Source organism: bacterium, from assembly GCA_019637795.1.
Lineage (GTDB): Bacteria > Desulfobacterota > Binatia > HRBIN30 > CADEER01 > JAHBUY01.
In genome coordinates this window covers 1-25,710 of sequence record JAHBUY010000006.1, presented here as the reverse complement: position 1 = coordinate 25,710, position 25,710 = coordinate 1, and the positions used below count along the sequence as shown (strand labels likewise).

At 72.3% G+C, this 25,710-nt stretch carries 19 protein-coding genes and 1 pseudogene; 16 read left to right on the top strand and 4 right to left on the bottom strand.

All coding sequences use genetic code 11. The annotated features are described in order from the left end of the window. Positions 1–52: 52 nt before the first annotated feature. On the bottom strand, positions 53–1,399 hold the full coding sequence (locus tag KF840_19980; protein MBX3027185.1) for a sodium:alanine symporter family protein: 1,347 nt from the start codon (positions 1,397–1,399) through the stop codon (positions 53–55). A 62-nt stretch (positions 1,400–1,461) separates the two neighbouring features. On the opposite strand from KF840_19980, the gene KF840_19975 reads away from it, so the two are divergent. The 5 genes from KF840_19975 (at position 1,462) to KF840_19955 (ending at position 5,987) form a co-directional block, all read left to right on the top strand. Beyond that, positions 1,462–2,043, top strand: coding sequence for a riboflavin synthase (locus KF840_19975; protein MBX3027184.1), 582 nt, complete (start codon positions 1,462–1,464; stop codon positions 2,041–2,043). A 94-nt stretch (positions 2,044–2,137) separates the two neighbouring features. Further along, entirely contained in the window at positions 2,138–3,655 is a 1,518-nt protein-coding gene (locus tag KF840_19970) for a HAMP domain-containing histidine kinase (protein ID MBX3027183.1), read from the top strand. Continuing rightward, positions 3,655–5,001: a sigma-54-dependent Fis family transcriptional regulator gene (locus KF840_19965; GenBank protein ID MBX3027182.1), complete on the top strand. Its 1,347-nt coding sequence runs from the start codon at positions 3,655–3,657 to the stop codon at positions 4,999–5,001. Before KF840_19970 ends, KF840_19965 begins: the two co-directional genes overlap by 1 nt. 114 nt (positions 5,002–5,115) lie before the next feature. Continuing rightward, on the top strand, positions 5,116–5,724 hold the full coding sequence (locus tag KF840_19960) for a hypothetical protein (protein MBX3027181.1): 609 nt from the start codon (positions 5,116–5,118) through the stop codon (positions 5,722–5,724). Continuing rightward, the gene (locus KF840_19955; protein MBX3027180.1) at positions 5,721–5,987 is read left to right on the top strand and encodes a hypothetical protein; all 267 of its coding nucleotides are present in this window, start codon (positions 5,721–5,723) and stop codon (positions 5,985–5,987) included. The genes KF840_19960 and KF840_19955 overlap by 4 nt, the downstream gene beginning before the upstream one ends. Positions 5,988–6,208: 221 nt before the next feature. Here KF840_19955 and KF840_19950 read toward each other — a convergent pair whose 3' ends face one another. From KF840_19950 to KF840_19940, 3 genes are all read right to left on the bottom strand, one after another. Beyond that, positions 6,209–6,349, bottom strand: coding sequence for a hypothetical protein (locus KF840_19950; protein MBX3027179.1), 141 nt, complete (start codon positions 6,347–6,349; stop codon positions 6,209–6,211). A 69-nt stretch (positions 6,350–6,418) separates the two neighbouring features. Next, positions 6,419–8,530 carry a penicillin-binding protein 1C gene (gene pbpC, locus KF840_19945; protein MBX3027178.1) on the bottom strand — a complete coding sequence of 704 codons (2,112 nt, stop codon included), beginning with the start codon at positions 8,528–8,530 and terminating at the stop codon, positions 6,419–6,421. After that, positions 8,527–14,205, bottom strand: coding sequence for an alpha-2-macroglobulin (locus tag KF840_19940; protein MBX3027177.1), 5,679 nt, complete (start codon positions 14,203–14,205; stop codon positions 8,527–8,529). The genes pbpC and KF840_19940 overlap by 4 nt, the downstream gene beginning before the upstream one ends. Before the next feature lie 150 nt (positions 14,206–14,355). On the opposite strand from KF840_19940, the gene KF840_19935 reads away from it, so the two are divergent. The 11 genes and pseudogenes from KF840_19935 to KF840_19885 form a co-directional block, all read left to right on the top strand. Next, on the top strand, positions 14,356–15,735 hold the full coding sequence (locus KF840_19935) for an MFS transporter (GenBank protein MBX3027176.1): 1,380 nt from the start codon (positions 14,356–14,358) through the stop codon (positions 15,733–15,735). A gap of 15 nt (positions 15,736–15,750) precedes the next feature. After that, positions 15,751–16,482 (top strand): hypothetical protein, encoded by a 732-nt coding sequence (locus tag KF840_19930; protein MBX3027175.1) that lies wholly within the window; start codon positions 15,751–15,753, stop codon positions 16,480–16,482. Positions 16,483–16,669: 187 nt separating this feature from the next. Further along, complete coding sequence (locus tag KF840_19925) at positions 16,670–18,148, top strand: DNA polymerase Y family protein (protein ID MBX3027174.1); 1,479 nt, start codon at positions 16,670–16,672, stop codon at positions 18,146–18,148. A gap of 38 nt (positions 18,149–18,186) precedes the next feature. Further along, complete coding sequence (locus KF840_19920) at positions 18,187–18,591, top strand: GxxExxY protein (protein MBX3027173.1); 405 nt, start codon at positions 18,187–18,189, stop codon at positions 18,589–18,591. A 17-nt stretch (positions 18,592–18,608) separates the two neighbouring features. Beyond that, positions 18,609–21,293: pseudogene (locus KF840_19915) on the top strand (error-prone DNA polymerase). A gap of 64 nt (positions 21,294–21,357) precedes the next feature. Then, complete coding sequence (locus KF840_19910; protein MBX3027172.1) at positions 21,358–21,732, top strand: four helix bundle protein; 375 nt, start codon at positions 21,358–21,360, stop codon at positions 21,730–21,732. Between the two features lie 593 nt (positions 21,733–22,325). Beyond that, positions 22,326–23,426 (top strand): integron integrase, encoded by a 1,101-nt coding sequence (locus tag KF840_19905; GenBank protein MBX3027171.1) that lies wholly within the window; start codon positions 22,326–22,328, stop codon positions 23,424–23,426. A gap of 24 nt (positions 23,427–23,450) precedes the next feature. Beyond that, positions 23,451–23,867 (top strand): hypothetical protein, encoded by a 417-nt coding sequence (locus KF840_19900; protein MBX3027170.1) that lies wholly within the window; start codon positions 23,451–23,453, stop codon positions 23,865–23,867. 18 nt (positions 23,868–23,885) lie between these two features. Further along, the gene (locus KF840_19895; protein MBX3027169.1) at positions 23,886–24,296 is read left to right on the top strand and encodes a hypothetical protein; all 411 of its coding nucleotides are present in this window, start codon (positions 23,886–23,888) and stop codon (positions 24,294–24,296) included. Between the two features lie 32 nt (positions 24,297–24,328). Beyond that, positions 24,329–25,144 (top strand): hypothetical protein, encoded by an 816-nt coding sequence (locus KF840_19890; GenBank protein ID MBX3027168.1) that lies wholly within the window; start codon positions 24,329–24,331, stop codon positions 25,142–25,144. Positions 25,145–25,236: 92 nt separating this feature from the next. Then, positions 25,237–25,710: nucleoside deaminase (locus KF840_19885; protein MBX3027167.1), on the top strand; the 474-nt coding region annotated here is incomplete at its 3' end.

Below are 25,710 nucleotides of genomic sequence, written 5' to 3'. Positions count from 1 at the left end.
GCGGGGCCGCGCCGCGCTGCGGGCGCGCCCTCGGCTCGCTGGCCATCGCCGCTCATCGCCGTCCGGCGAAGTACGTGCGGGTCTCGCTCACCACGACGCCCGACAGGCCGAGCAGCCCGATCAGGTTGGGCAGCGCCATCAGGCCGTTCATCACGTCGGCGAACGTCCACACCAGGTCGAGGTGGGCGACGGCGCCGACGACGATGAGCAGGCACCAGGCGGCGCGGTACCAGGGGATGGCGCGTTCGCCGATCAGGTACTCGACGGCCTTTTCGCCGTAGTAGCTCCAGCCGAGCAGCGTCGTGTAGGCGAAGAGGATCAGGCCGACGGCGACGACGATGCCGCCTTCGCTGCCCGGCAGCGCGCGACTGAACGCCTGCGCGGTGAGGGCGGAGCCGGTGGCGCCGCTGTCCCACTCGCCGCTGACCAGGATGACCAGGCCGGTCATCGTGCAGACGACGATGGTGTCGATGAAGGTCTGGGTCATCGACACCATCGCCTGCGCCACCGGATAGCGGGTCTTGGCGGCGGCGGCGGCGATCGGCGCGCTGCCCAGGCCCGATTCGTTGGAGAACACGCCGCGCGCCACGCCCATGCGGATGGTCAGCATCACCGCCGCGCCGGCGAAACCGCCGCTGGCGGCGGTCGGCGTGAACGCCTGCGCCAGGACCAGGCCGACGGTGGGAACCAGGCGGTCGGCGAAGATCGCCAGCGCCACCAGCGAGGCGGCGAGGTAGAAGATGATCATCACCGGCACCAGCAGGCTGGCGGCGCGGCCGATCGAGCGGATGCCGCCGAGGATGACGATGGCGGTGGCGACCGCCATCACCAGGCCGCTGGCCCACGGGGCGATGCCGAAGGTCTCCTGGGCGGCGTGGGCGACGGAGTTCGACTGCACCATGTTGCCGATGCCGAAGCCGGCGAGGGCGGTGAAGATCGCGAACAGCGTGCCCAGCCATGGCAGGCCGAGCCCTTCGCTCAGATAGTACATCGGCCCGCCGCACATCTGGCCGTTGGCGTCGCGGCGGCGATAGCGCACCGCCAGCACCGCCTCGGCGTACTTGGTCGCCATGCCGACCAGGCCGGTGACCCACATCCAGAAGAGCGCGCCCGGTCCGCCGGTGGCGATGGCGGTGGCGACGCCGGCGATGTTGCCGGTGCCGACGGTCGCGGCCAGGGCGGTCATCAGGGCCTGGAAGTGGGAGATGTCGCCCGGCTCGTCGTCCGCCTCGCGGCGGACGATCAGCGCCAGGTAGAGGGCGTGCCAGAGCATGCGCAGTTGCAGGCCGCGCAGCCGCCAGGTCAGGTAGGCGCCGGTGCCGACCAGCAGGATCAGGGTCGGCGGCCCCCAGACCCAGTCGCTGACCGCGGTGAGGATGCCGAGCAGCTCCGCTTGCATGCGGCCGCGTATAGCGGGCCCCTCGGTCCCGCGCGACCGGGAATCGTGCTACGAGCAGCAGCATGTTCACCGGCATCGTCGAAGAGGTCGGCACGGTCGTCGAGGCGGCGGATGGCGCCCTGCGCATCCAGGCGCCGTTCGTCCTGCAGGACGCCAAGCTCGGCGATTCGATCGCCATCAACGGCGTCGACCTCACGGTCGCCGAGATGCGCGGCGACACCTTCTTCGCCCACGTCATGCCGGAGACCTACCGGCGCTCGAACCTCGGCCGGCTGCGCGCCGGCGATCGGGTGAACCTCGAACGCTCGCTGCGCCCAACCGATCGCCTGAGCGGCCACATCGTCCGCGGCGTGGTCGAGGGCCAGGCGACCGTCCATTCCCTCACCCCCGAGGGCGATGCCATCATCGCCCGCTTCACCACCCCAGCGGAGCTGCTGCGCTACATGGTGGTGAAGGGGCCGGTGTGCATCGACGGCGCCAGCCTGACGATCATCGACAAGACCGCCGACTGCTTCGCGGTGTCGCTGGTGCAGTACACGCAGGCGCACACCACGCTGCTCGACAAGCGGCCCGGCGACCCGGTCAACATCGAGACCGACATCCTGGCCCGCTACGTCGAGACCCTGCTGGCGAGCCGGGCGTAGCCGGCGACCGCGGGTGCCGCGGCGGCCGCCCGACCCGCGCGGCGCATTCGCGCGGGCGGAGGGATTCCGGTAGCCTCGGGTCCAGCACCACCCGATGCGCCGGTCGCTGTACACCCACATCATCGCCATCGTGGTCATCACCGTGACCGCGGTGCTGGCCGTGTCGCAGGCGGTGGACAGCCACCTGACGACGCGCGCCGTGCAGCAGGACGCGCGCGAGCGCGCCGAGCTGGTGCTGCGCACGGTCAGCCTGCTGTGGACGACCACGCCGCCGGCCGACCTGAGGGGCAAGCTGGCGGCGATCGTCTATGGCGACCGCGAGGTCGACGCGATCGACATCCTGCGCCTCGACGGCGACAGCTCGGAGATCGAATTCACCACCCGGCCCGAGGCGCTGGACGAGGCGGTCGCGCTCGACGCCGCGCAGGTGCGGCAGCTCGAGCGCGGCGCCGAGGTGACGCGGCCGATTCCCGGGGAGGAGGGGGCCGGCTGGCGGGTGAGCGTGCCGCTGTCGCTCGACGGCGCGGTGCGGGCGGCGGCCCAGGTCGAGCTGCGATCGCAGGAGGTGTCGCGGTTGGAGCAGCGCATCCTGACCATCGACGCCGTCGTGCTGCTGGCGTCGATCGTGCTCATCTCCGGCATCCTGACGCTCTTCCTGTCGCGGCGCGTCGGCCGGCCGATCGGCGACCTGGTCGGCGGCCTGCGCGCCCTCGCCGGCGGCAATCTCTCGGCGCGCCTGACGGCGCGCACCGACGACGAGTTCCAGTTCGTCAGCGAGCAGTTCAACAACATGGCGGCGCGGCTCGAGGCGCTGACCACCGACCTCGGCGCCCAGGTGCGGCGCGCCACCGCCGATCTGGCGGAGCGCAACGTCGAGCTGCAGACCGCCAATGACCGCCTGTGGGCGGCACAGCTCGAGCTCGGCCGCAGCGACCGCATGGCGGCGCTCGGACAGATGGCCGGCACCCTGGCGCACGGCCTGGGCACGCCCCTCAATTCCGTGCTCGGCTACGTGCAGTTGCTGCGGCGCGAGCCGCTCGCCCCCGGCCAGGGGGAGAAGCTGGGGATCATCGAATCGCAGTTGCAGCGGATGATCGAGGAGATGCGCGGCATCCTCGACCGCACCCGCGACGTGCCCCTGCGGCGGGCGCCGTTGGCGGTGGAGACGGTGATCGCGGACGCCATCGCGCTGGTCTCCAGCCGCGCCGCCGGACGCCGCATCACCCTGCGCGCCACCGTTCCGCCCGGGCTCCCCCCGGTCCCGGCGGAGGCGGTGGGCCTGCGCCAGGTGCTGCTCAACCTGCTGACCAACGCCATCGACGCGACGCCCGACGGCGGCACCATCACGGTCGGCGCCGCGCTGCTCGAGGGCGACGGGTCGCGGCCGCGCGGCGTCGAGATCGCGGTCACCGACAGCGGGCACGGCATGTCGGAGAGCGAGCGCCGGCAGGCCTTCGAGCCGTTCTACACCACCAAGGCGCCGGGGCGGGGGACCGGCCTCGGCCTGGTGATCGTCGATCACATCGTCCGCGCGCACGGCGGGACGATCGCGGTCGACAGCGCGCCCGGCCGCGGCACCACGGTGCGCGTGCGGCTGCCGCTGGAGGTCTGATGGCGCAGGTGCTGATCGTCGACGACGACGCCGTCTCGTGCCGGCTGCTGGCCGAGGTGCTGCAGGGCGACGGCGTGCAGGTGGCGTGGGAGAGCGAGCCCACCGCCGCCCTGGCGCTCGCCCGCCGGCGGCACTTCGACCTCGCGATCCTCGACATGCGCATGCCGCAGATGAACGGCCTGGCGCTGATGCAGGGGCTGCGCGCCGACACGCCCGAGCTGCCGGTGATGATCATGACCGGGTTCGGCTCGATGGACAGCGCCGTCGAGGCGCTCAACCTCGGCGCCATCGACTACGTCAGCAAGCCGATGAACGTCGAGGAGATCCGCGCCGCGGTGCGCCGCGCGCTGGCGCGACCGGCCGACGCGGCCGCGGCCGCGGGCGCCGCCGAGCCGGCCACGGGCATGGTCGGCCGCACGCCGGCGATGGTCGAGGTCTACACCACCATCGCGCGCGTCGCGCCCGGGATGAGCACGGTCCTGGTGCTGGGCGAGAGCGGCACCGGCAAGGAGCTGGCGGCGCGCGCCATCCATCGCCACAGCCCGCGCCGCGAGCGCCCCTTCGTCGCCGTCGACTGCACCGCGCTCACCGAGTCGCTGCTCGAGAGCGAGCTCTTCGGCCACGTGCGCGGCGCCTTCACCGGCGCCGTGCAGGACGCGCCCGGGCTGTTCCTCGAGGCCGACGGCGGCACCATCTTCCTCGACGAGATCGGCGACATCACGCTGCCACTGCAGGCTAAGCTGCTGCGGGTGCTGCAGGAGCGCCAGGTGCGGCCGGTCGGCGGCACGCAGTGGCGGGCGGTCGACGTGCGCATCGTCGCCGCCACCAACCGCGACCTGGCGGCGGCGGTGGCGGCGGGCCGCTTCCGCGAGGACCTGTTCTACCGCCTCAACGTCGTCACCCTGCGCCTGCCGCCGCTGCGCGAACGGCGCGACGACATCCCGCTGCTCGTCGACCACCTCGTCCACCGCGCCGCCGCCCAGTGCGGCAAGCCGGTGGGCGGCGTGTCCGCCGCCGCGCTGGCGGCCCTCGGCGCCTACGACTGGCCGGGCAACGTGCGCGAGCTGGCGCACGTCCTCGAACGCAGCGTGGCGCTGGCGCGCGGCTCGGTGCTCGACGTCGACGATCTGCCGAGCGCACTGCACGGCCGGGCGCCGGCGCCGGCGGCCGATCTCACCGCCGATCTGCCGACGCTCGAGGAGCTGAAGCGCCGCTACATCCAACACGTCGTCGACCTGCACGCCGGCAACGTCAGTCGCGCCGCGGCCGTGCTCGGCATCGAGCGCCGCTCGCTGTACCGGATGCTGCGCCGCTACGAGATCGCCCATCGGGTCACCGAGGAGTGACCGCCGGTCCCACTGCGGGCCGCCGGCGACGGGCGCCCGCGCCCCGGCCCCCGGCGTCGCGCGGCTGGCGCGGCCATTGCTCTACCCGCGCCAGCGATCTGGAGGTGGCAACGCATGGCAACCGAGAAGGACATCCGCGCCCTGCTGGTCCAACAGCTCGGCGTCTCGGCCGCGCTGATCGATCAGTTGCCGATGATCGATCTCGCGCTGGCGCTGGGCGAGGTCCTCGGCATCGCCTTCCCGCTCTATCGCCTGCGCCACCTGCGGACCTACCGCGACCTGCTGCGCGCCACCCGCGACGCGCTCAACGAGCAGCTCGCCGGCGGCGCCGACTTCTACGTCCGCGCCCGCCTGCGCGCCCCGCAGGTGAACGTCGTCCGCGTCGGCGCCCTCACCCCCACCTTCGCCGCCGCCCTGGCCGACGACCTGCGCCAGGCGCCCACCGGCGCCACGCTGGACGTCGCGGTCCCGGACGACTTCGACGATCGGGCGCTCTCCGCGCTGCGCCGGCGGCTCGCCTGGCTGTTGGGCAGCAGCGTGCCGCTACTGGTGCGGCGTACCGCCGACCTGGGACCGGACATCCCGCTTCCCTGGGACCGAATGACCCAGTCGCGTGCCGCGGGGCACGGTGGCGCGCCAAGGCCCCGATGCGGCCGCGGTGGCATCGCCATTGCTTTCGAAACAGGGGAACAACCGTACGAACGAAGGAGGTTCCCGGCATGAAACGCATGGTCACCGCAGCGGCCCTGATGGCGGCAGTCTGGATGCTCGCCGCCGGCCACGTCGACGCCACGACGACCAACAAGGCCACCCACCACCAGTCCACCTGCAGCAAGATCAACGCGGCGCTGAAATCCGGCCAGTCGATGCAATCGGTCGAGAAGCAGTTCAAGGTCTCGAGCAAGACCGTGCACAAGTGCCAGGAGCAGAAGACCGCATCCTCATCGACCGCCCACCCTCAGCGGTCGTCCTCGCAGGCGCACTAACCCCCCTCTGAGTGCGTCTGCGTCGCACCCGTCCGTCCCCCCAGACGGGTGCCCGCGTCGCGCCGCGTTGGCGTGGCCCCCACCACGCCCGCGGCGCCGACCATCGTTTCGCCCAGCCAATGCGGTGGTGGATGGGACAGCCGCCGGCGTGTTGCCCCTCCAACACGCCGGCGGCTGACGTGGCGCTCCCCGTGCCGGCGCCGCCGCGTTGGGCGCGCTGATCACGCAGCGGCGCGCCCGGTGAGCGCGCGCGTCACCGCATGGAAGGCGGCGCTGTCGAGGTGGCTGGGGACGAGGGGGTTGGCGACCGTTCCCACGGTCGACGGCGTGGTCGACGTGGAGACGACACTGTCCCCGACCATGCCGCGGGGACGTCGACGGAGATCCGCTGACGATCGCGTCGCCCGCCGCGCGCGCGGCCGGTCGGCGGCTCAGCGAACGGTGAAGCGGGCGCTGGCGGCGCGGCGGCCGGCGGCGTCGAGCAGCGCCACCTCGTGCGCGCCGCGGCTGGGCGGCCACAGCAGCGGGGTCGCGGCGGCGCCGGCTTCGCGGCCGTCGACCTGCCAGCGCAGGCCTGCCCCGCCGACCGCGGCGAGCGACACCCGCTGGCGCGCCTCGCCGATGTCCGGGTCGAGGGCGATGATCTCGCCGTCGGTTGGCGAGAGGATGCGCGGGCGCGAGGCCGGCGGGGCGAGGGGCAGCGGCGCCGTCCCGGGGAGGAACCAGTCGCCGCCGACGCGCTCGACCGTGGCCGGGGCCGGCGGCGCCGGCGCGGCGGCGCCGCCATCGTCGCCCAGCCAGTCCATCATCTCCGCCCAGATCGGCGCCGCGCCGGTGACGCCGCTGACATCGCGCATCGGTGCGCCGCCGCTGTTGCCGACCCAGACGCCGACGGTGTAGCGGCGCGAGAAGCCGACGCACCAGTTGTCGCGCATGTCGGTGCTGGTGCCGGTCTTCACCGCCGTCCAGAAGCGGGTGGCGAGCGGGCTCTCGAGGCCGAAGGTGACGGCGCGGGCGTCGCGGTCGGCGAGGATGTCGCCGACGATGAACGCGGCCGCCGGCGTGAGGGCCTGGCGCGTCGCGGCGGGCGCCGCGGCGGCGCCCTGGCTGAGGCGCAGCGGCGACCAGGCGCCGCCGTTGGCCAGCGTCCGGTAGGCGCCGACGAGCTGCCAGAGGGTGACTTCCGCGGCGCCGAGGGCCAGCGCCGGTCCATAGTAGCCGCCGGGTCGGTTGATGCCGTCGAATCCGAAGTCGCGCAGGCGCTGCGCGAAGTCGTCGGCGCCGACCAGTTGCAGGGCGCGCACCGCCGGCACGTTGAGCGAGGCGGCGAGGGCGGTGCGCACCGCGACCGGGCCGCGGAAGACGTCGTCGTAGTTGCGCGGCCGGAAGAGGCCGCCGGCGACCGGGATCTCGAGCGGGGCGTCGTCGAGCCGGGTCGCGGCGGTGAGCAGGCGGCGCTCGATGGCGAGCCCGTAGAGAAACGGCTTCAACGTCGATCCCGCCTGGCGGCGGGCGCGGACGCCGTCGACCTGCGCGGCGCTGCTGAGCGCGCCGCTCGAGCCGACGTAGGCGAGGACGTCGCCGCTGGCGTTGTCCACTGCCAGCAGCGCCGCGTCGCGCACGCCGCGCCCGCGCAGCGCCGCCATCTGCCGCTGCACCGCGTCGCGCGCGGCGCGCTGCGCGGCGCCGTCGAGCGTCGTCTCGGCGGCCCGACAGCCGCTGCTGTCGGCGGGCAGCAGGTAGCGGGCGACGTGCGGGGCCAGCGTGGTGCGGCGCGGCGCCGTCGCCGGGGCGTCGACGGCGCGGCGCACCGCGGCGTCGAGCGCCGGGTCGTCGGCGGCGGCGAGCGCCGCGGCGCGCCGCGCCAGGGTGGCGCGGTCGGCGTTGGGACCGCGCAGGAGCGCCGCCAGGACGTTCGCCTCGGCGATGGTGAGGCCGTGCGGCGCCTTGTGGAAGAGCAGCTCGGCGGCCGCGGCCACTCCCTGCAGCTCGCCGCGGAAGCTGACGAGGTTGAGGTAGGCCTCGAGGATCTCGTCCTTGCTCCAGGCGCGCTCGAGCGCCCAGGCGGCGCGCATCTGCGCCCACTTGTCGGCCAGCGTGCGCGGCGCCCCGGCGCGCGCCAGGGCGGGATCGAGCAGGGCCGCGAGCTGCATCGAGATGGTGCTGGCGCCGCGCGGCGGCCCGCCGCGCAGGCGCTGCCACAGCGCCGCGCCGAGGGCGCGGAGGTCGACGCCGGCGTGCGCCTGGAAGCGGCGGTCCTCGGAGGCGATCACCGCCCGCCGCAGGGCCGGCGAGACGTCGGCCAGCGCGGTCCAGGCGAGGCGCCGCCGGGTGCGATCGACGCGCTGCTCGTGCAGCACGTCGCCGTGGCGGTCGAGCAGCCGCGCCTCCGACGGGCAGGCGGCGGCGCGGACGTCGGCGAAGGCCGGCGGCGGCGGCGCGCCGGGCGCGGAACGCCAGGCGAGGACGGCGATCACGGCGAGCGCCGCCAGCGCGGCGGGCGCGCGCCCGGCGCCGCCCCGATCGGGCTGGCGACGGCTCAGGGTCTGACCTCCACCATGGCGTTCGGGATCTCGCCGAACAGCTCCGGCGCGTACAGCGCCTCCACCCGCGTCGGCGGCATCGCGAAGCGGCCGTTCTGGTTCAGGCGGATGTCGTACTCGACCGCGGTGGTGCCCTTGGGCAGCCAGTCGAAGTAGGCGCGCCAGGCGTCGAAGCGGCGCTCGACGAACGTCGGCGTCGCCAGGGCGCCGCCGTCGCCGGCGGCGAGCTGGCTGTCGCGCGCCAGGCCGGTCCCCAGGTGCGACGCGCCGGCCGGCAGCGGATCGTCGACCACCACCCAGCTCATGTCGGTCTGCGCCTCGATCTCGAGGCGGACGCGCAGCCGGTCGCCGCGACTCAACTGATCGGGCTGGCGGGGATCGATCGGGGTGACGCTGCGGGTGATGCGGTAGCCGCTCGACAGCGGCGCGGCGAGCGGGATGGCGGCGCGCGAGGCGACGGTGATCCAGGGGGCGCCGGTGCCCTGCTGCGCGATCTCGAGCTGCTCCTGGCGCTCCGGCCATTCGAAGCGGGCCGGCGCCGGCGGCGCGCCCGACCAGTCGAGCGGCCGCGACTGGTCGCCGAGGTCGACGCGGGTGGTGCCGGTCACCGGTTGGGATTCGAAGGCGGCGGCGAAGCGGCGCAGGGCGACGGCGCCCCAGGCGTTGGCCGGCGTGGTGTCCCAGTGGCCGCGCTGCTGGCGGCCGAGGGCGCCGCGGGCGATGCGGCCGACGTCGTCGGGCCAGCGCGGGAACTCGGAGAGCAGCAGCAGGAGGCGGGTGGCGTTGACGTCGCCCGACACCATCAGCCACCAGAGCTGGTCGCCGCGCTCGCTGGAGAAGCCCATCGTCGTGCCCTGCAGGTTCAGTCGGCCGCGCAGCACCTGCTCGGCGGCGGCAAGCCGCGCCTCGCGCCCCGGCACGTCCGCGCTGCGCAGCAGGATGCTCCACCAATCGAGCACCGCCGACGTCGGCCACAGCGCCGGCTCGATGGTGATGCTGTCGAGCTGGTCCGCGGCGAAGCGGCCGACGCGCGCCAGCGCCTCCATCGCCGCCAGCTTGCGCAGGCTGAGATCGGGGGCGCGCAGCACGCTGTCGCGGCTGATGCGGCCGGCGACGAAGCCCTCCAGCCCCTCGATCATCTTGTCGCGGCTGGCGGTCGGGATCTCCCAGCCCTGGGCGGAGACCACCGAGAGGACGTAGGCGGTGAGCACCTCGCTGCCGGCGCTCATGTCGGGGAAGTACTTCAGCAGCCCGTCGCCGTCGGTGTACGAGGGCAGGCTGGCGGCGATGGTCTTCCAGCGCGCGTCGTCGTCGAGGCCGACGGCGACCGAGGTCTGTTGCTCGAGGCAGCCGTACCGATAGCCGCGCAGGTACTCCTGGACGCCCTCGCTCAGGCCGCCCAGCGACGCGGCGGCGGCGACGTCGATCCCGCCGCGATCGGGCTCGGCATCGGCCGGGCGTTGGATCGGCATGGCGATCGGCTGCTCGGCGCGCAGCAGCGTCGCCTGCAGGGTGCGGACCGGCACCGCGTCGCGCACCTGCTGGGTGACCGCGAGCCGGTCGGTCGCCCCGCCGGCGCTCGCCTCGATCTCGTAGCGCAGGGTGTCACCGTATGACGGCACCTCGAGCAGCCAGTCGACCACCAGCGCGGTGCCGCCGGGCAGCTCGACCTCCTGTTCCGGCAGCGGCGTGCCCTCGTCCTGTCCCGCGGGGACGATGCGCCCCGCGACGCGCACCGACAGCGACTGCGGCGTCGTGTTGCGCAGCGTGAACTGCGCCGGGAAGCGGTCGCCGTGGCGCACCAGGGGGGGCAGGCCGGAGAGCAGCATGAGCTCCTGGGTCGAGCGGATCTCCGTCGAGCCGGTGCCGAAGAGCCCGAGGCCGCCGGTGGCGACGGCGACGATGCGAAAGGCGGTGAGCGAATCGTTGAGCGGTACCTCGACCGTGGCGTTGCCGTCGGCGTCGAGCGGCACCCGCCCCGCCCACAGCAGCAGGGTGTCGAACAGCTCGCGCGTCGCCTGACGGCCGCCGCCGCCGCCGGAGGGGATGGCCTTGCGGCCGTAATGGCGCTTGCCGATCACCTCCATCTGCGCGGTCGCGGTGCGGACGTCGTAGCCGCGCCGGCCCATCATCGCCTCGAGCAGGTTCCAGGTGGGGTTCGGCTGCAGCTCGAGCAGGCCCTCGTCGACGGCGGCGATCGCCACCTCGCTGCCGGCGGGGGGCGGCGCGCCGCCGGCCGTGCGCACCGCCACCTTCACCTGCGCCGTGTCGCGGACGTGGTAGATGTCGCGGTCGGCGCTGACGTCGACCGCCAGCGTGTGGTCGCGCCAGCCGACGCGGATCTCGGCGACGCCGAGCTTGAACGCCGGCTTGCCGAGGTCGACCAGCGCCGTCGGCTGCGTGCCGGCGACGCGGCCGCGCACCGCCAGCACCGAGACGAAGGTGTTCGGCGCCCAGGCGCCGTCGACCGGGATCTCGACCCGCGGCGCGCCGGCGGACAGCGGCACCACGCGCGCTTCGGCGATGCCCTCGCGCTCGACGGTGACCAGCGCCGTCGCCTGCTGGAACGGCATGCGCACCTGGAAGCGCGCCGTCTCGCCCGGCTCGTAGGTGCGCCGCTCGGGCAGCACGTCCATGCGATCGCTCGCCTCCACCGGGAAGCCGAGCGGATCGGGGGCGTCGACGAAGACGTCGGCGTGCGCCACGGCGCTGCGGCCCTCGCCGTCGGTGACCCGCGCCTGCACGATCAGGTTGCCGGTCGCCGGCGGCGCGACGCGGCAGACGAGCAGACCCTGGGCGTCGGTGGTGCCGGTGCAGAGCGTGCCGATGGCGGTGGTCTCCTCGACGTGCTCGTAGCCGTAGAAGCCGCCGACCAGGCGCTTGCGGTGCGAGTAGTAGACGCGGCGCAGCGCCTCGACGGTCACCGGCGCGTTGGCGACCGGCGCCAGCGCGGTGTCGAGCACCACCACCTTCGCGGTCAGGCCGTCGCTGACGCCGGCCCAGCTCTCGGCGGCGATGCCCGGCACCAGCGCCGCCGGCCACAGCGGCACGGTGGCGGCGGCGGTCTGCACCTCGCCGTTGGGGTCGCGGTACTCGATCTCGGCCAGCAGTTGCCGCGGCGTCTGCACCGCCGGCAGGTCGCCGATCGTCGCTCGCGCGGTGCCCGAGCCGTCGAGCGTCAGGGTCTGCTTCGCATGCACCGCGGGCGCCGCGCCGCTCTCGCTCGCCTCGCGGTCGTCCGACTCGCTGCTGCGCTCGATGCCCACCGCCTGCGGGCCGTTGGCGAAGGTGAACGATTCGTAGGCGTCGTTGTCGGGCAGGGCGCGATCGCGGATCTGGCTGCGCAGCACCACCGGCAGGTCGGCGGCGGCGCCGCCGGCGAGATACTGGACGGCGATGTCGACCGGCGCCTCGCGGGCGGCGACCAGCGGCGTCGGCGGCAGCGTGACCGTCGCCCGCATCAGCGGCACGCGGAACTGCTCGAGGCGGAAGCTGCCCGACGGCATGCTGCGATCGTTGCGGCGCACCAGCGAGATGTCGTAGGTGCCGAGCTTGGCGCCGGCGGGGATCGGCCACTCCTGTTCGGCGAGGCCCTGGTCGTCCCAGGCGAGCGGCAGCTCGTAGGTCTCGTTGCTGCCGAGGTGGCGGATCACGGTCTTGATCGGTCGCTCCTCCTCGGGCACCGCGGCGAAGCCGGCCAGCACCTGGGCGCGCAGGACGTGCTTCATGTGCACCGTGTCGCCGGCGCGGAAGAGGGCGCGGTCGAGCACGGTGTGGGCGATGGCGGGGCCGTCCCAGCGCTCGGCGGGCAGGTTGAAGCGCCAGGGCTCGATGCCGCGCTGCCACGACGAGTGCACGAAGCTCATGTCGCCGGTGGTCTGGGCGACGACCAGCAGGCCGCCGTCGAGGCTGGTGAGCGCCGGCGCCGAGTAGTAGTCGCGGTAGTCGAGGGTGTCGAAGCCCTCGAACGGGTTGTCCGCGTCGTCGCACGCGGGGGCGGCATCGGGCTTCGGCAGGCCGGTGAAGCGGGCGATGCCGCGCACGTCGCTGGTCGCGGTGGCGAGCACGGTGCCGTGGCAGTCCTGGACGGTCACCTGCGCGCCGGCCACCGGCGCCGCGGTGGCGAGCGTGGTCACCCAGGCGAGGGCGTTCTCGCGCGCCCACTTGAAGTGCACGGACAGGTTGGTGACCAGGGCGCCGGCCGGCACGTACATCGGCTCGTCGCTGGCGAGCAGCGCGGCGCCGAGCCGCGGGCTGGCGATCTCGACCAGGTAGAGCCCGGGGCCGTCGAACGGCAGGCCGACCACCTGCATCGCCTGCGGGCCGTCCGGTTGCGGCAGGGTGAAGCGGCGCGGCGTCGCGCCCGCCGGCAGATCGGCGAACATCGAGCGGCCGCGGCGCGCGAAGGCGAGGCGGCGCAGCCAGGGCAGCACGTCCTCGGGCGCGTCGATCTTGGTCACCGAGCCGCTGAGGCGGGCGTAGAGATCCTGCGCCGCGGCGCGCCACGGGCCGGGCCGCTGGCGGGTGGTGCGCACCTCCTGACCGGCGGTGTCGGCGTCGAGGTTGCGGATGGTGATCGGCAGCGCCGGATCGGCGTGCGCCTCGAGCAGGCCGAAGCGGGCGGCGAACTTCGCCAGCGGCGGGAACGGCGCCGTCGTCAGGGTCAGCGGCTGGGTGGCGGCGAGCGGGCGGTCGGCGTCGTCGCGCAGATCGGCCGGCAGCTCGACGCGATAGGTGGTGTCGGGCGGGAAGGGCGGGGCGAAGGTGAGCTGGCTGACGTAGGGGCTCGGCTCGTCCGGCGCCGCCGGCGCCAGGCTCGCGCCGCGGTCCGGCACCAGGCGCACCTGTTGCGCCTGGGCCCAGCTCACCGGCGCCGAGAACAGCAGGCGCAGCGGCGTCAGCGGCGTGCAATCGGCCTTGGCGTTCTCGCGCTCGCAGCGGCTCTCGACCGTGAACCGCGGCCGGGTCTGGTAGTCGAAGCGCTGGTCGGTGTCGGTGGCGACGCCGCTCGGCGCCGCGATGCCGGCGCCCCAGACGAGCTGCACCTTGGCGTCGTTGGCGAAGGTCTGGCGCGCCCGGATGACGACGAACGGCGCCGCCGGCTTCAGCCAGTAGGGCAGGCCGGCGACGACGGCGTCGCGCGTCGGCTCGTCGAGGACGTCGACGCCGATGCGCTCGGCGACGCCCTCGACCTCGAAGCCGGCGTGGGCGGCGATCGACTCCGGCGTCGCCTCGCCGTCGAGCGACAGCACGAACGCCTGCCGCTCGTCGATGTTCTCGCTGCCGTCGCCGGGCACCGCGGCGGTCACCGACGGGCCGCCGGTGGAGATCTCGAAGGTCTCGCCGCCGGAAAACGGCTCGCCGGCGAGGCTGGTCAGATTCGGACGGAGCGTGAAGGTGCAGCGCAGTCCGCCGGGGAGGTCCTGCTCGAAGTCGTAGGCCCAGGTGCGGGCGTCGACCCAGCGGCCGCTGCCGGCGACCGGACAGGCGACGCTGAACGGCGGCGCCACGGCGCGCAGATCCCCGAACGGCACCATCGGCTCCGAGAACAGCGCCGTCGCCTGCCGCACCGGCTTCACCACCCCCTGCGGCGTGAAGCGCTCGACCGTCACCGCCCGCGCCGGGCCCGCTCCCGCCACCAGCGCCATCGCCAGCCAGCCTGCCGCGTATCGCATCGCTCTCCCCACGTCGCGGCACACTGTCCCGGCGCGGGAAAAACCGCAAGGAAGGGTGCACGGATGATCGCGCCTGCGGATCGGCGCCATCCGCGCAATCGGCGGTGTGTCTTTTTTCTCCTCCTGCCGCTCCGCTAGAAGTGACCGCTCATGTCTGTCCGCGAGGTGCCGGTCGGCACCAAGGTCCGCTACGGCTTCGGCGAGCTCGGCACCAGCCTCAAGAACGAGGTGGTGAACCGCTACCTGATGTTCTTCTACGCCGACACGCTGCACGTCAGCCCGACGGCGGTCGGGTTGATGATGCTGCTCGGCAAGGGCTGGGACGCCTTCACCGATCCGGCGATGGGCTACCTCTCCGACACCACCCGCTCGCGCTGGGGCCGGCGGCGGCCGTACGTGCTGCTCGGGGCGGTGCCGATGGGCGCCTGCTTCTACCTGCTGTTCGCGCCGCCGGCGACGCTGAGCCAGGGCGGGCTGCTCTGGTACCTGCTCGCCGTCTGCCTGGCGCTCTACACCTGCTTCACCGTCTTCACGATTCCCTACCTCGCCTGGGGCGCCGAGCTGGCGCGTGGCTACCACGAGCGCACCGCGGTGGTGCAGGTGCGGTCGCTGCTCGGGCTGGTCGGCGGCGTCGCCGGCGCCTCGGTGCCGCTGATGTTCGTCACCGGCGCCGCCGATCCGCGCTCCGGCTTCGCGCAGATGGGCCTGCTGCTCGGCGCGGCGGTCGCCGCCGCGGCGCTGGTGCCGGGGCTGACGGTGTCCGACGACGGCCGCGAGCGGCTGCCGGCCGCGAGCTTCGCCCACTTCCTCCAGGGCCTCGGGCACACCTTCGCCAACCGCGACTTCCGCCTGATCTTCATCACCTTCTGTCTGATGACCGTGTCGGCGGCGATGGGCACCGCCATCCAGATCGTGGTGGTGAAGTACCGCTTGAACCTCGAGGCGCAGTTTCCGCTCATCGCGCTGACCTTCGGCATCGCCTTCGCGCTGTCGTTTCCCTTCTGGCTGGGCCTGTCGCGGCGCATCGGCAAGACGCGGGCGATGCGCATCGGGCTGCTGAGCGGCTGCGTGGCGCCGTTCGGCTGGGTGCTCGTGCAGCCGGGACAGTTGGCGGCGATGCTGGCGTTCATGGTGGTGGCCGGCGTCGCCACCGGGTGCCTGACGCTGTTCGGGTCGCAGGCGATCGACGTGGTCGACGTCGACGAGCTGCGGACCGGCGAGCAGCGCGCCGGCGCCTATTTCGGCATCTGGGCCTTCGGGCTCAAGTTGGCGGTGGCGGTGGGCCAGTTTCTCGCCGGGGTGTTGCTCGACGGCGTCGGCTACGTCCCCGAGGCGACCCAGGATCCGACCACCCTGTGGTGGCTGGTGATGCTGGTCGGGCCGCTGCAGAGCCTGGTGACGCTGCTCGGCCTGCTGGTCTTCCGCCGCATCCGCTTCGAGGAGGCCGACGTGGCGGCGGTGCAGGCGGCACTGGCGGCGCGGCGCGCGGCGGCGGAAACGATTTCCGAATTGCCGGCAGGCGAAAATTAGGCGAAGATCCCTCCCGTGCCCCTCACCGCACGGGAACGCCTCGCCGCCCTGACGCTGCCGGGGACGGTGCGCTTCGGCGCGCCGTCGATCGAACCGGTGCGCCGCCTACCGATCGGCATCGCCGCGCTCGACGCGCTGCTCGACGGCGGGCTGCCGCGCGGGCACCTGAGCGAAATCAGCGGCGCGCCGTCGAGCGGCCGCACCGCCGTGCTGCACGCGCTGCTCGCCGCGACGACGCGCGCCGGCGCGGTGGCGGCGCTGGTCGATCTGCCCGACGCGCTCGATCCGCCCAGCCTGGCGCGCGCCGGGGCGGTGCTCGAGCGCATCCTCTGGGTGCGTCCGCCGGGGCCGCGCCCGGCGTTGCAGTGCGCCGAGCTGATCCTCGCCGCCGGCGGCTTCGCGCTGGTGGCGCTCGATCTCGATCGCGCCGCCGCCACCACCCGCCCGGTGCCGCGTGCCGCCTGGTTGCGCCTGGCGCAGGCGGCGCGCCGCGCCGACGCCGCTGCCCTCGTCCTCGCCGGCCGCCGCCACACCGGCGCCGCCGCCGCCGTCGCCCTGCGCCTGCGCGCCCGCCGCGTCCACTGGCACGATCGGCTGTTCGACGGCCTCACCACCACCGCCACCGTGCGCCGCAGCCGCTTCGGCGGCGCGGAGCGCATCGCGACGATCAGCGTCGGCGACGAGATCGCCGGCTTCGAACGCGAGCTGGCCATCGTCAGCCGGCGCTGGTCGTCGGCGGCGCGGTGACGAACGGATCCACGGATGAACACCGACCCCACCCGCCGCGCCCCGACGCGTGCGAATCTTCCCGCCTCCCCAGGGCAATGCGTCCCGTGCTGGCCAGCGGGGTGGGGCGGCGTGGCGTGCATCGGGGAGCGGCGTGGGGCGGTGCGGTGCTCATCCGTGGATCGGGCGTGAGCGCGACAGGCTGCCGATGCGCATCGCCTGCCTGCACGTGCTCGACGTCCCGCTCGCCGCCTGGCTGCGCGCCGATCCGGAGCTGCGCGGCGGTGCGGTGGCGATCGCCGATGGCGCGACGCCGCGGGCCCGCATCGTCGCGGTGTCGGCAACGGCACGCGGACGTGGCGTCGACATCGGGATGACCGCGGCGCAGGCGCAGGCGATCGCCAGCGATCTCACGCTGCGCGCCGCGTCGGTGGAGGCGGAGCGGGCGGCGCAGGCGGCGCTCGGCGACGTCGCCTACTCGTTCTCGCCGCGGGTCGAGGACGGCGCGCCGGGCACCGTCTGGTTCGACGCCGGCGGCCTCGGCGAGCGCTTCGCCAGCGAGCGCGAGCTGGCGCAGGCGGCGCTGCGCCGCGCCGCGGCGCTCGGGCTCGAGGCGGCGATCGGCATCGCCGGCAGCAAGGTGAGCGCCGAGCTGGCGGCGCGCGGCGGCGGCGGGTGCGCCGTGGTGCCGGCGAGCGAGGAGTGGCGGGTGCTGGCGCCGCTGTCGCTCGACCTGCTGGCGCCGCCGCCGCGGCTGCGCGCGACGCTGCGGCGCTGGGGCATCCGCACCCTCGGCGATCTGGCGGCGCTGCCGGCCAGCGCGCTCGCGACCCGCCTCGGGCCGGAGGCGGCGGCGCTGGCGCGGCGGGCCCGCGGCGAGGACGCGCACCCGCTGGCGCCGCGGCCGCTGCCGCTGCAGTTCGAGGAGGTCGCCGAGCTCGAATGGGGCGTCGACGCGCTGGAGCCGTTCCTGTTCGTGGTGCGCGGCCTGCTCGACCGCCTGCTGGCGCGGCTCGCGGTGCGCGGCCTGGTGTGCGGCGATCTGCGCCTGTCACTCGGCCTCGCCGACCGCGGCCGCGACGAGCGCACCGTCACGGTGGCGGCGCCGAGCAACGCGCTGAAGGCGCTGCTGACGTTGGTGCGCGTGCACCTGGAGGCGCGGCCGCCGCGCGCCGCGGTCGAGATCGTGCGCCTGGCGGCGGTCCCCGAGCGCCTGCGCGCCGCGCAGCTCGACCTGTTCCGCCCCGCCGGGCCGCCGCCGGCGCAGCTCGCGGCGACGCTGGCGCGGCTCGGCGCGCTGTGCGGCGACGCGGCGGTGGGCGCGCCGCAGGTCGCCGACTCGCATCGCCCGGACGCGTACGGCGTCGCGCCGTTCGCCGCCCCGACGGGCGCGCCGGCCAGCACGCCGGCGCCGCTGGCGCTGCCGCTGGCGCTGCGCGCCGTCCGTCCGCCGCGGCCGCTGGAGGTGTTCTGCCAGCGCGACCAGCCGGAGTTCGTGCGCGGCGACGCCTGCCAGGGGCGGGTCGTCTCCCTCGCCGGCCCCTGGCGCCTCGCCGGCGACTGGTGGCGCCCCGGCGACCTCCTCCAGCGCGACTACTACGACGCCCACCTCACCGACGGCGGCGTCTACCGCCTCTACTTCGATTACCCCGCGAACGGATGGTTCCTCGATGGCGTGTACGACTGACCACAGGTGTTTTTCACACGGAGAACGGAGGAACGGAGATGATGGGAACAGAGGTGACGGAGGGAATCATTGGAGCTGCGATCGAAGTGCATCGCACGCTCGGGCCAGGGTTACTGGAGAGTATTTACGAGGAATGCCTGGCCGAAGAGCTCGGCCTCAGAAGGTTTTCTGTCGAACGGCAATATGCGGTGCCGCTCGTCTACAAGGGACGATGCCTTGGAGCGGATCTGAGGGTCGATCTTCTCATCGATGATCTCGTAGTCGTCGAATTGAAGGCTATCGGGAAGATTCTGCCGATTCATGCAGCGCAGGTCGTCACGTATCTCCGCCTCACCCAGAAGCCCTTTGGACTCCTCATCAACTTCAATGTTCCACTTCTGAAGGATGGGATCCGCCGGTATCTCAATCCTCTTCTTCTCCGTTCCTCTGTTCCCTCCGTGTGAAAAATCCGGAGGCACGGTTGGCTGAGTACGTGGAGCTGCGTTCCTGTAGCGCCTTTTCGTTTCTCGCCGGCGCCTCGCTGCCCGAGGATCTGGTGGCGCGGGCGGCGGCGCTGGATCACGGCGTCATCGGCATGGGCGACCGCGACGGGGTCTACGGCGCGCCGCGGTTCCATCAGGCGGCGGTGAAGGCCGGGATCCGCGCCATCGTCGGCTGCACGCTGACCATGGAGAGCGGCGGCACGCTCTACGTGCTGGTCGGCGAGCGCGCCGGCTATCGCAACCTCTGCCGCCTGCTCACCGACGGCAAGCTGCGGGCGCCCAAGGGCCAGGCGACCGTCGCCTGGGACGACCTCGACGGCCGCAGCGACGGCCTCGTCTGCCTCGCTCGCGACGTCGCGGCGCTCGATCGCCTGCCGCCGCTCTTCCCCGGCCGCCTGTACCTCGAGCTGCAGCGCCATCTCGATCCCGCCGAGGAGCGGCACAACCGCGTCCTCGTCGCCGCGGCGGCGCGGCACGGCCTGCCGCTGGTGGCGACCAACGACGTCCGCCACGCCGCCGTCGACGGCCGGCCGCTGCTCGACGTCCTCACCTGCCTGCGTGAGAAGACCACGCTCGACGCCGCCGGCCGCCGCCTGCTCGCCAACGCCGAGCGCCACCTCAAGCCGGCGCGCGAGATGGCGGCGCTCTTCCGCGACCACCCCGAAGCGTTGCGCAACACCCGCCGCATCGCCGAGCAGTGCGCCTTCACGCTCGCCGACCTCGGCTATCGCTTTCCCGACTATCCGCTGCCGCCCGGCGAGACGCCGCTCGGCCGTCTGCGCGCCCTCGCCGAGGCCGGCGCCGTGCAGCGCTATGGCCGCCTCACCGACCCGGTCCGCCGTCAGCTCGAGCACGAGCTGGCGGTGATCGGTCGGCTCGATCTCGCCGGCTACTTCCTCATCGTCTGGGACATCGTCCGCTTCTGCCGCGAGGCCGGCATCCTCGCCCAGGGGCGCGGCTCGGCGGCCAATTCGGCGGTCTGCTACGCGCTCGGCATCACCGCCGTCGATCCCATCGGCATGAAGCTGCTCTTCGAGCGCTTCCTGTCGGTCGAGCGCGGCGAGTGGCCGGACATCGACCTCGACCTGCCGAGCGGCGACCAGCGCGAGCGCGTGATCCAGTACGTCTACCAGCGCTACGGGGCGCGCGGCGCGGCGATGACCGCCAACGTCATCACCTACCGGACGCGCAGCGCCGTGCGCGAGGTGGGCAAGGTGCTGGGCTTCGCCGAGTCGCAGGTCGACCGGCTCTCGAAGCTGCTGCGCCGCTTCGAGTTTCGCGACGACCTCGACGAGCTGCCGGAGCAGCTTCGCGCCGGCGGCGTCGATCCGCGGGCGCCGCGGGTGCGCCTGCTGGTCGATCTGGTGGCCCGCATCCAGAACCTGCCGCGCCATCTCGGCCAGCACTCGGGCGGCATGGTGATCGCGGCCGGGCGGCTCGACGAGGTGGTGCCGCTCGAGCCGGCGGCAATGCCGGGCCGGGTCGTGGTGCAGTGGGACAAGGACGACTGCGCCGACCTCGGCATCATCAAGGTCGACCTGCTCGGCCTCGGCATGATGGCCGTGCTGGAGGACGCGATCCCGCTCATCCGCGAGCACGAGGGGATCGAGGTCGACCTGGCGCGCCTGCCGCCCGACGATCCCGCGACCTACGACATGCTGCGCCGCGCCGACACCATCGGCGTCTTCCAGGTCGAGAGCCGGGCGCAGATGGCGACCCTGCCGCGCCTGAAGCCGGAGCGCTTCTACGACCTGGTGGTCGAGGTGGCGATCATCCGCCCCGGCCCGATCGTCGGCCAGATGGTGCACCCGTACCTGAACCGCCGCCAGGGGCGCGAACCGGTGACCTACGCGCATCCCGACCTCGAGCCGATCCTCGAGCGCACGCTCGGCGTGCCACTCTTCCAGGAGCAACTGCTGCGCATGGCGATGGCGGTCGCCGGCTTCAGCGGCGGCGAGGCCGAGGAGCTGCGGCGCGCCATGGGCTTCAAGCGCTCGCTGGCGCGCATGCGCGAGATCGAGGCGCGCCTGCGCGCCGGCATGGCCGCCCGCGGCATCACCGGCGCGGCGCAGGAGTCGATCGTGAAGAGCATCACCTCCTTCGCGCTCTACGGCTTCCCCGAATCGCACGCCGCCAGCTTCGCGCTGCTCGCCTACGCCTCGGCCTACCTGCGCCGCCACCACCTCGCCGCCTTTACCTGCGCCCTGCTCAACAACTGGCCGATGGGCTTCTACCACCCGGCCACCCTGGTGAAGGACGCCCAGCGCCACGGCCTGCGCGTGCGCCCGGTGGACGTGACGCGGTCGGAGTGGACGTGCACGCTGGAGAGCGAGGTTGTTAGGTTGTTAGGTTGTTACGTTGGTAGGTCAGAAGGAGGTGAACGGGGTACGGCCGACGAACCGCCGATGGACAGGGCCGCGCCGAACCCCGCCCTCAGGTTGGGGCTGCGTTACGTGTCGGGGTTGCGGGAGGAGGCCGGCCACCGCATCGTGGCTGCCCGTCAGTGTGCGCCGTTCGAATCGGTGGCCGACGTCGCCATTCGCGCGGATCTGCGCGACGACGAGCTTCAAGTACTGGCACATGCCGGTGCGTTGGCGCCGTTCGGCCTCACCCGCCGTCAGGCCATGTGGCAAGCTGCTGCCATCCCCAAGGGTGCATTGCTTCGATTCCGCGAGACGAGTCGAGCAGCCTACGCAGTGCCGGAGACAGAAGGTACTGAAGCTGTCCATGGCGCGCGATCTCAGATCGTACCGCGGACTTCTCGTGTGGCAGCAGGGGATGCGGTTGACACAGGCGTGTTATCACCTGACGCGCGGTCTGCCGAAAGAAGAGCGATACGGGCTCGCGAGCCAGATGTGGCGAGCGGCCATATCGGTGCCGGCGAATATCGCGGAGGGGAGCGGAAGGGGGACGCGGAAGGATTTCGTGAACTTCCTTCGCATCGCTCAGGGCAGCCTGAGGGAGCTGGAGACATATCTGCTCCTGCTTCCGACCGTCCACCTCGCCTCGAGCGCGCAAGTGCTGCCGCTTCTTCGCCAGGTGGACTCGATCGCGCGACTCCTGAACCGGCTCATCCAGTCTCTGCAACGCCCTCGAGCCTAACAACTAACAACCTAACAACTAACAACGTGCCTGAAATGTCGCCGCTCGACCGCACCCTCGCCGACTACACCACCCTCGGCCTCACCGCTGGCCCGCATCTGATGCAATACCTCCGCTCCGACCTCGCTGCACGGGGCGTCCTCTCCGCCCGCGACCTGGGGCGCGCCCGACACGGCACGGTGGTGAGGATCGCGGGCCTGGTCATCGTCCGCCAGCGCCCCGGGAGCGCCAAGGGCGTCTGCTTCCTCACCCTCGAGGACGAGACCGGGATCGGCAACGCCGTCGTCACGCCTGACGTCTTCGAGCGTCATCGCAGCCTCGTCCACACCGCCTCGCTGCTGCTCGTCGAGGGTCCGGTGCAGCGCGTCGACGACGTCGTCCACGTCCGCGCCCGCCGCTTCGCCCCGCTGCAACTGCCCGAGCAGCGCATCGATCAGACCGGCCGCGGCTACCGCATGCGCCTCACCCCCGAGGACGAGCCGCCGCCGCTGCCGAAGTCGCACGACTTCCGGTGATGGGGGAGGGAGGAGACCGTGTCGACGCTCCGCACCGACCCGGCGCCGCCCGAACGGCCGCGGCGCCTCCTCGACCAGGTGCGCGACGCGGTGCGGGTGCGCCACTACAGCTATCGCACCGAGCAGGCCTACGTCGCCTGGATCAGGCGGTTCATCCTCTTCCATGGCACGCGTCACCCGGCGGAGATGGGGGAGGGCGAGATCCGCCGCTTCCTGACCGCGTTGGCGGTGGAACGGCAGGTGAGCGCTTCGACCCAGAACCAGGCCCTGGCGGCGTTGCTGTTCCTGTACCGCGAGGTGCTTGGCCGCGATCCCGGCTGGATCGACGAGGTCGTGCGGGCGAAGCGGCCGCAGCGCCTGCCGGTCGTCCTCACGCGGGCTGAGGTTGCCCGACTGCTCGCCGCGCTCGACGGGACGATGTGGATCGCCGCCATGATTCTCTACGGCGGAGGCCTGCGGGTCATCGAGGCCCTCCGATTGCGTGTGCACGACCTCGACTTCGAGCGTGGCGAGATCCTCGTTCGCCACGGCAAGGGTGGCCGCGATCGCGTCACGGTACTGCCGGCCGCTCTGGCGGGACCCATGGCGACGCACCTCGATGCCGTGCGCCGCCGCCACGCCGCCGATCTTGCCGCTGGCTATGGCGAGGCCAGGTTGCCGAATGCCCTGGGGCGCAAGTACCCGGGTGCGGGCCGCGAATGGGGCTGGCAATGGGTCTTCCCGGCCGCCCGCATCTGTACCGACCCGCGCTTTGGCCCGCCGACCCGCCATCACTTGCACGAGACCGCGATCCAGAAGGCCATCCACGCCGCCGCGCGCCGTGCGGGCCTGGCGCAAGCCGTCGGGCCGCACACGCTCCGGCACTGCTTCGCCACCCATCTGCTGGAGGACGGCTACGACATCCGCACCGTGCAGGAGCTGCTCGGCCACCGCGATGTGAAGACCACGATGATCTACACGCACGTTCTCAACCGCGGCGGTCGCGGCGTCTCGAGCCCGGCCGATCGACTCTGCGCTTCGCCCGTTATGCCGCCTGGCCAGGCGGCTATGCCATCTCCAGCGCCACCTGCACCAGCGCCACGGAAGTTGTTGGACCAGCGTCGAATTCGGCGCTATTCTCCCACACGGTCCGATCCCGTTATCCCGCCCCGCACAGGCGGGGGTCATGAAAACCGTTAGTCTGGATAAATGTAGTTAGACGCCATGCGCACGTTTCTCTCGCTGGCTGCGATCGTCGTAGCCACTGCCGCGGCTGCGAAGCACGCCTCGCCCGCGGTGATCGAGCCGGTAGTTTACCAAGGCGCCCGCATAGTGGTTCCCAATGATGACGGCACTCGCGGCTACATCGAAGCGTACGGTGAAGCCACGGGCCGCAAGCTCTGGGATCTCACGATCTATCGGGTGTGGATCTGGCCGTTCTCATTCATGGAGACCGACATTCAGTGGATCTTCATCCGCTCGATGGTGCTCGAGGGCAACAGCCTCGCTATCACCGACGAGCATGGCCGCGTATTTTGCGTGGATCTTGAGACCAGAACCGTGGAGCGGGTTGAGATTGCGGCCGAGGCAGCGTCTAACAAACCGGTGCAGCCGACGCGGGCCTGCGGCCCGCGCGGCTGACCGCTGGCGTTAGACGCCATGCGCACTGTCATCTCGCTCGCTGCGATCGTCGTCGCCACTGCCGCCGTTGCGAAGCACGCCCCGCCCCCGGTGATCGAGCCGGCGATCTATCAAGGCGCTCACATAGTGGTTCCCAATGATGACGGCACTCGCGGGTATATCGAAGCGTACGGCGAAGCCACCGGCCGCAAGCTCTGGGATCTCACCATCTATCGCGTATGGACCTGGCCGTTCACCGAGGAGGATGTTCAGTGGATCTTCATCCGTTCGATGGTGCTCGAGGGCAACAGCCTCGTGATCACCGACGAGCACAGCCGAATGTTTTGCGTGGATCTTGAGACCCGAACCGTGAAGCGGGTCGAGATTGCGGCCGAGGAAGCGTCTAACAACGCAGTGCAGCCGACGCGGGCCTGCGGCCCGCGCGGCTGACCGCTGGCGTTAGCCCTTCTCCAGATGCTGCCATGACACTGTTCTTCCGTAGTTCAGTTGCGTTGAACTTGCTTGGGGCCGCCCGCCCGCTGAGCGCCATGCTCCTTGCCTCTGCAATTGTCGCCGCCGCGCCGCCTCTGTGGGCAAGCGAGACCTGTCACGGCGATTGCGACAGCGACGGCGTGGTTGAAATCGCCGAGTTGCTCTTGGCTGTGAATATTGCGTTGGAGCGCGAGCCAGTTGCGGCCTGCCCCGAGTATGCCTGTTCTCTGCCAGAGTGCGTGCCGGTGGTGCTCATCTTGCGCTCCGTCGGGAACGCACTGCGCGGATGCCCCGCGACGCCGACACTGACCGAGCCGGCTCCCTCGCCCAGCTTTACGAGAACACCTACGGTGACCCGTACCCCGGACCCGGACCCGGTAGTGGCGGCGCTCGACCGAGTCGTCGATGCGAAGTGCACGTGGGACAGTCCCGGTCCATTCTTGCGGGGCGCGTACGCCAGGGAGAACGGGTACAGGATCTACTGCGACGCCGCGACAGGACACGACTCGGACGCCGACCTGCTCCTCTATCCGTCGAGCAGTGCAGCCGCGGAGGCCTTCGCTGATAAGAGCCAACCAGGTGCCCTGGTAGCGTTCCACGATCTTCCTGCCGCCTATTGGCAGATCCCTTTCAACGGAGATGGCGCGAATCGATACCTTGTCTGGCAACTGGGGTGTTGGCTGGTGAACGCGCATAATTTCGACGACACGCACTTCGCGATTTCGTCGCATCCGATTCCGTTTTCTGAGGCGATCTTAGCTGAGGCTGGTGAGTTGCTCTTGGCCAATTGCGAGAGAGGGACGTAGGCAAGATGATTGACGACAGGCTAACAACGCGGTGCAGCCGACGCGGGCCTGCGGCCCGCGCGGCTGACCGCTGGCGTTAGGCGGCCGAAACGATGAGCGCTAGCCACGGTACTCACGAAACGTTTCTCCGCGAGGCTCTTGCACTCGCCGAGCAGGCGCATGCCCAGGGCGACGAGCCCTTTGGTGCCGTGCTCGTCGTCAGCGGCGCGATCGTCCTGTCGGCCAGTAACACCGTGACTCGGGAGCACGACCCAACTCGCCACGCGGAACTCAACCTCGTCAGTCAAGCGGCACGATCGCTGCCTCGAGAAACGTTGCGCGTCGCGACGTTGTATGCCAGCACCGAACCTTGCGCCATGTGTGCCGGCGCCATCTGCCGTACGCGCGTGTCGAAGGTCGTTTACGCGTGCTCCGGTCAGGGTCTTCGCGACTTGATCGGTGGCGGCATGGCAGTCCCCTGTCGGCAGATCCTCCAGCGACCCCATCATCTGGTTGAGGTTCTCGGGCCTCTCCTCGAGGAAGATGGGTTGGCACTTCACCGCAGGCTCAACTGGTGGGGCGCCGCC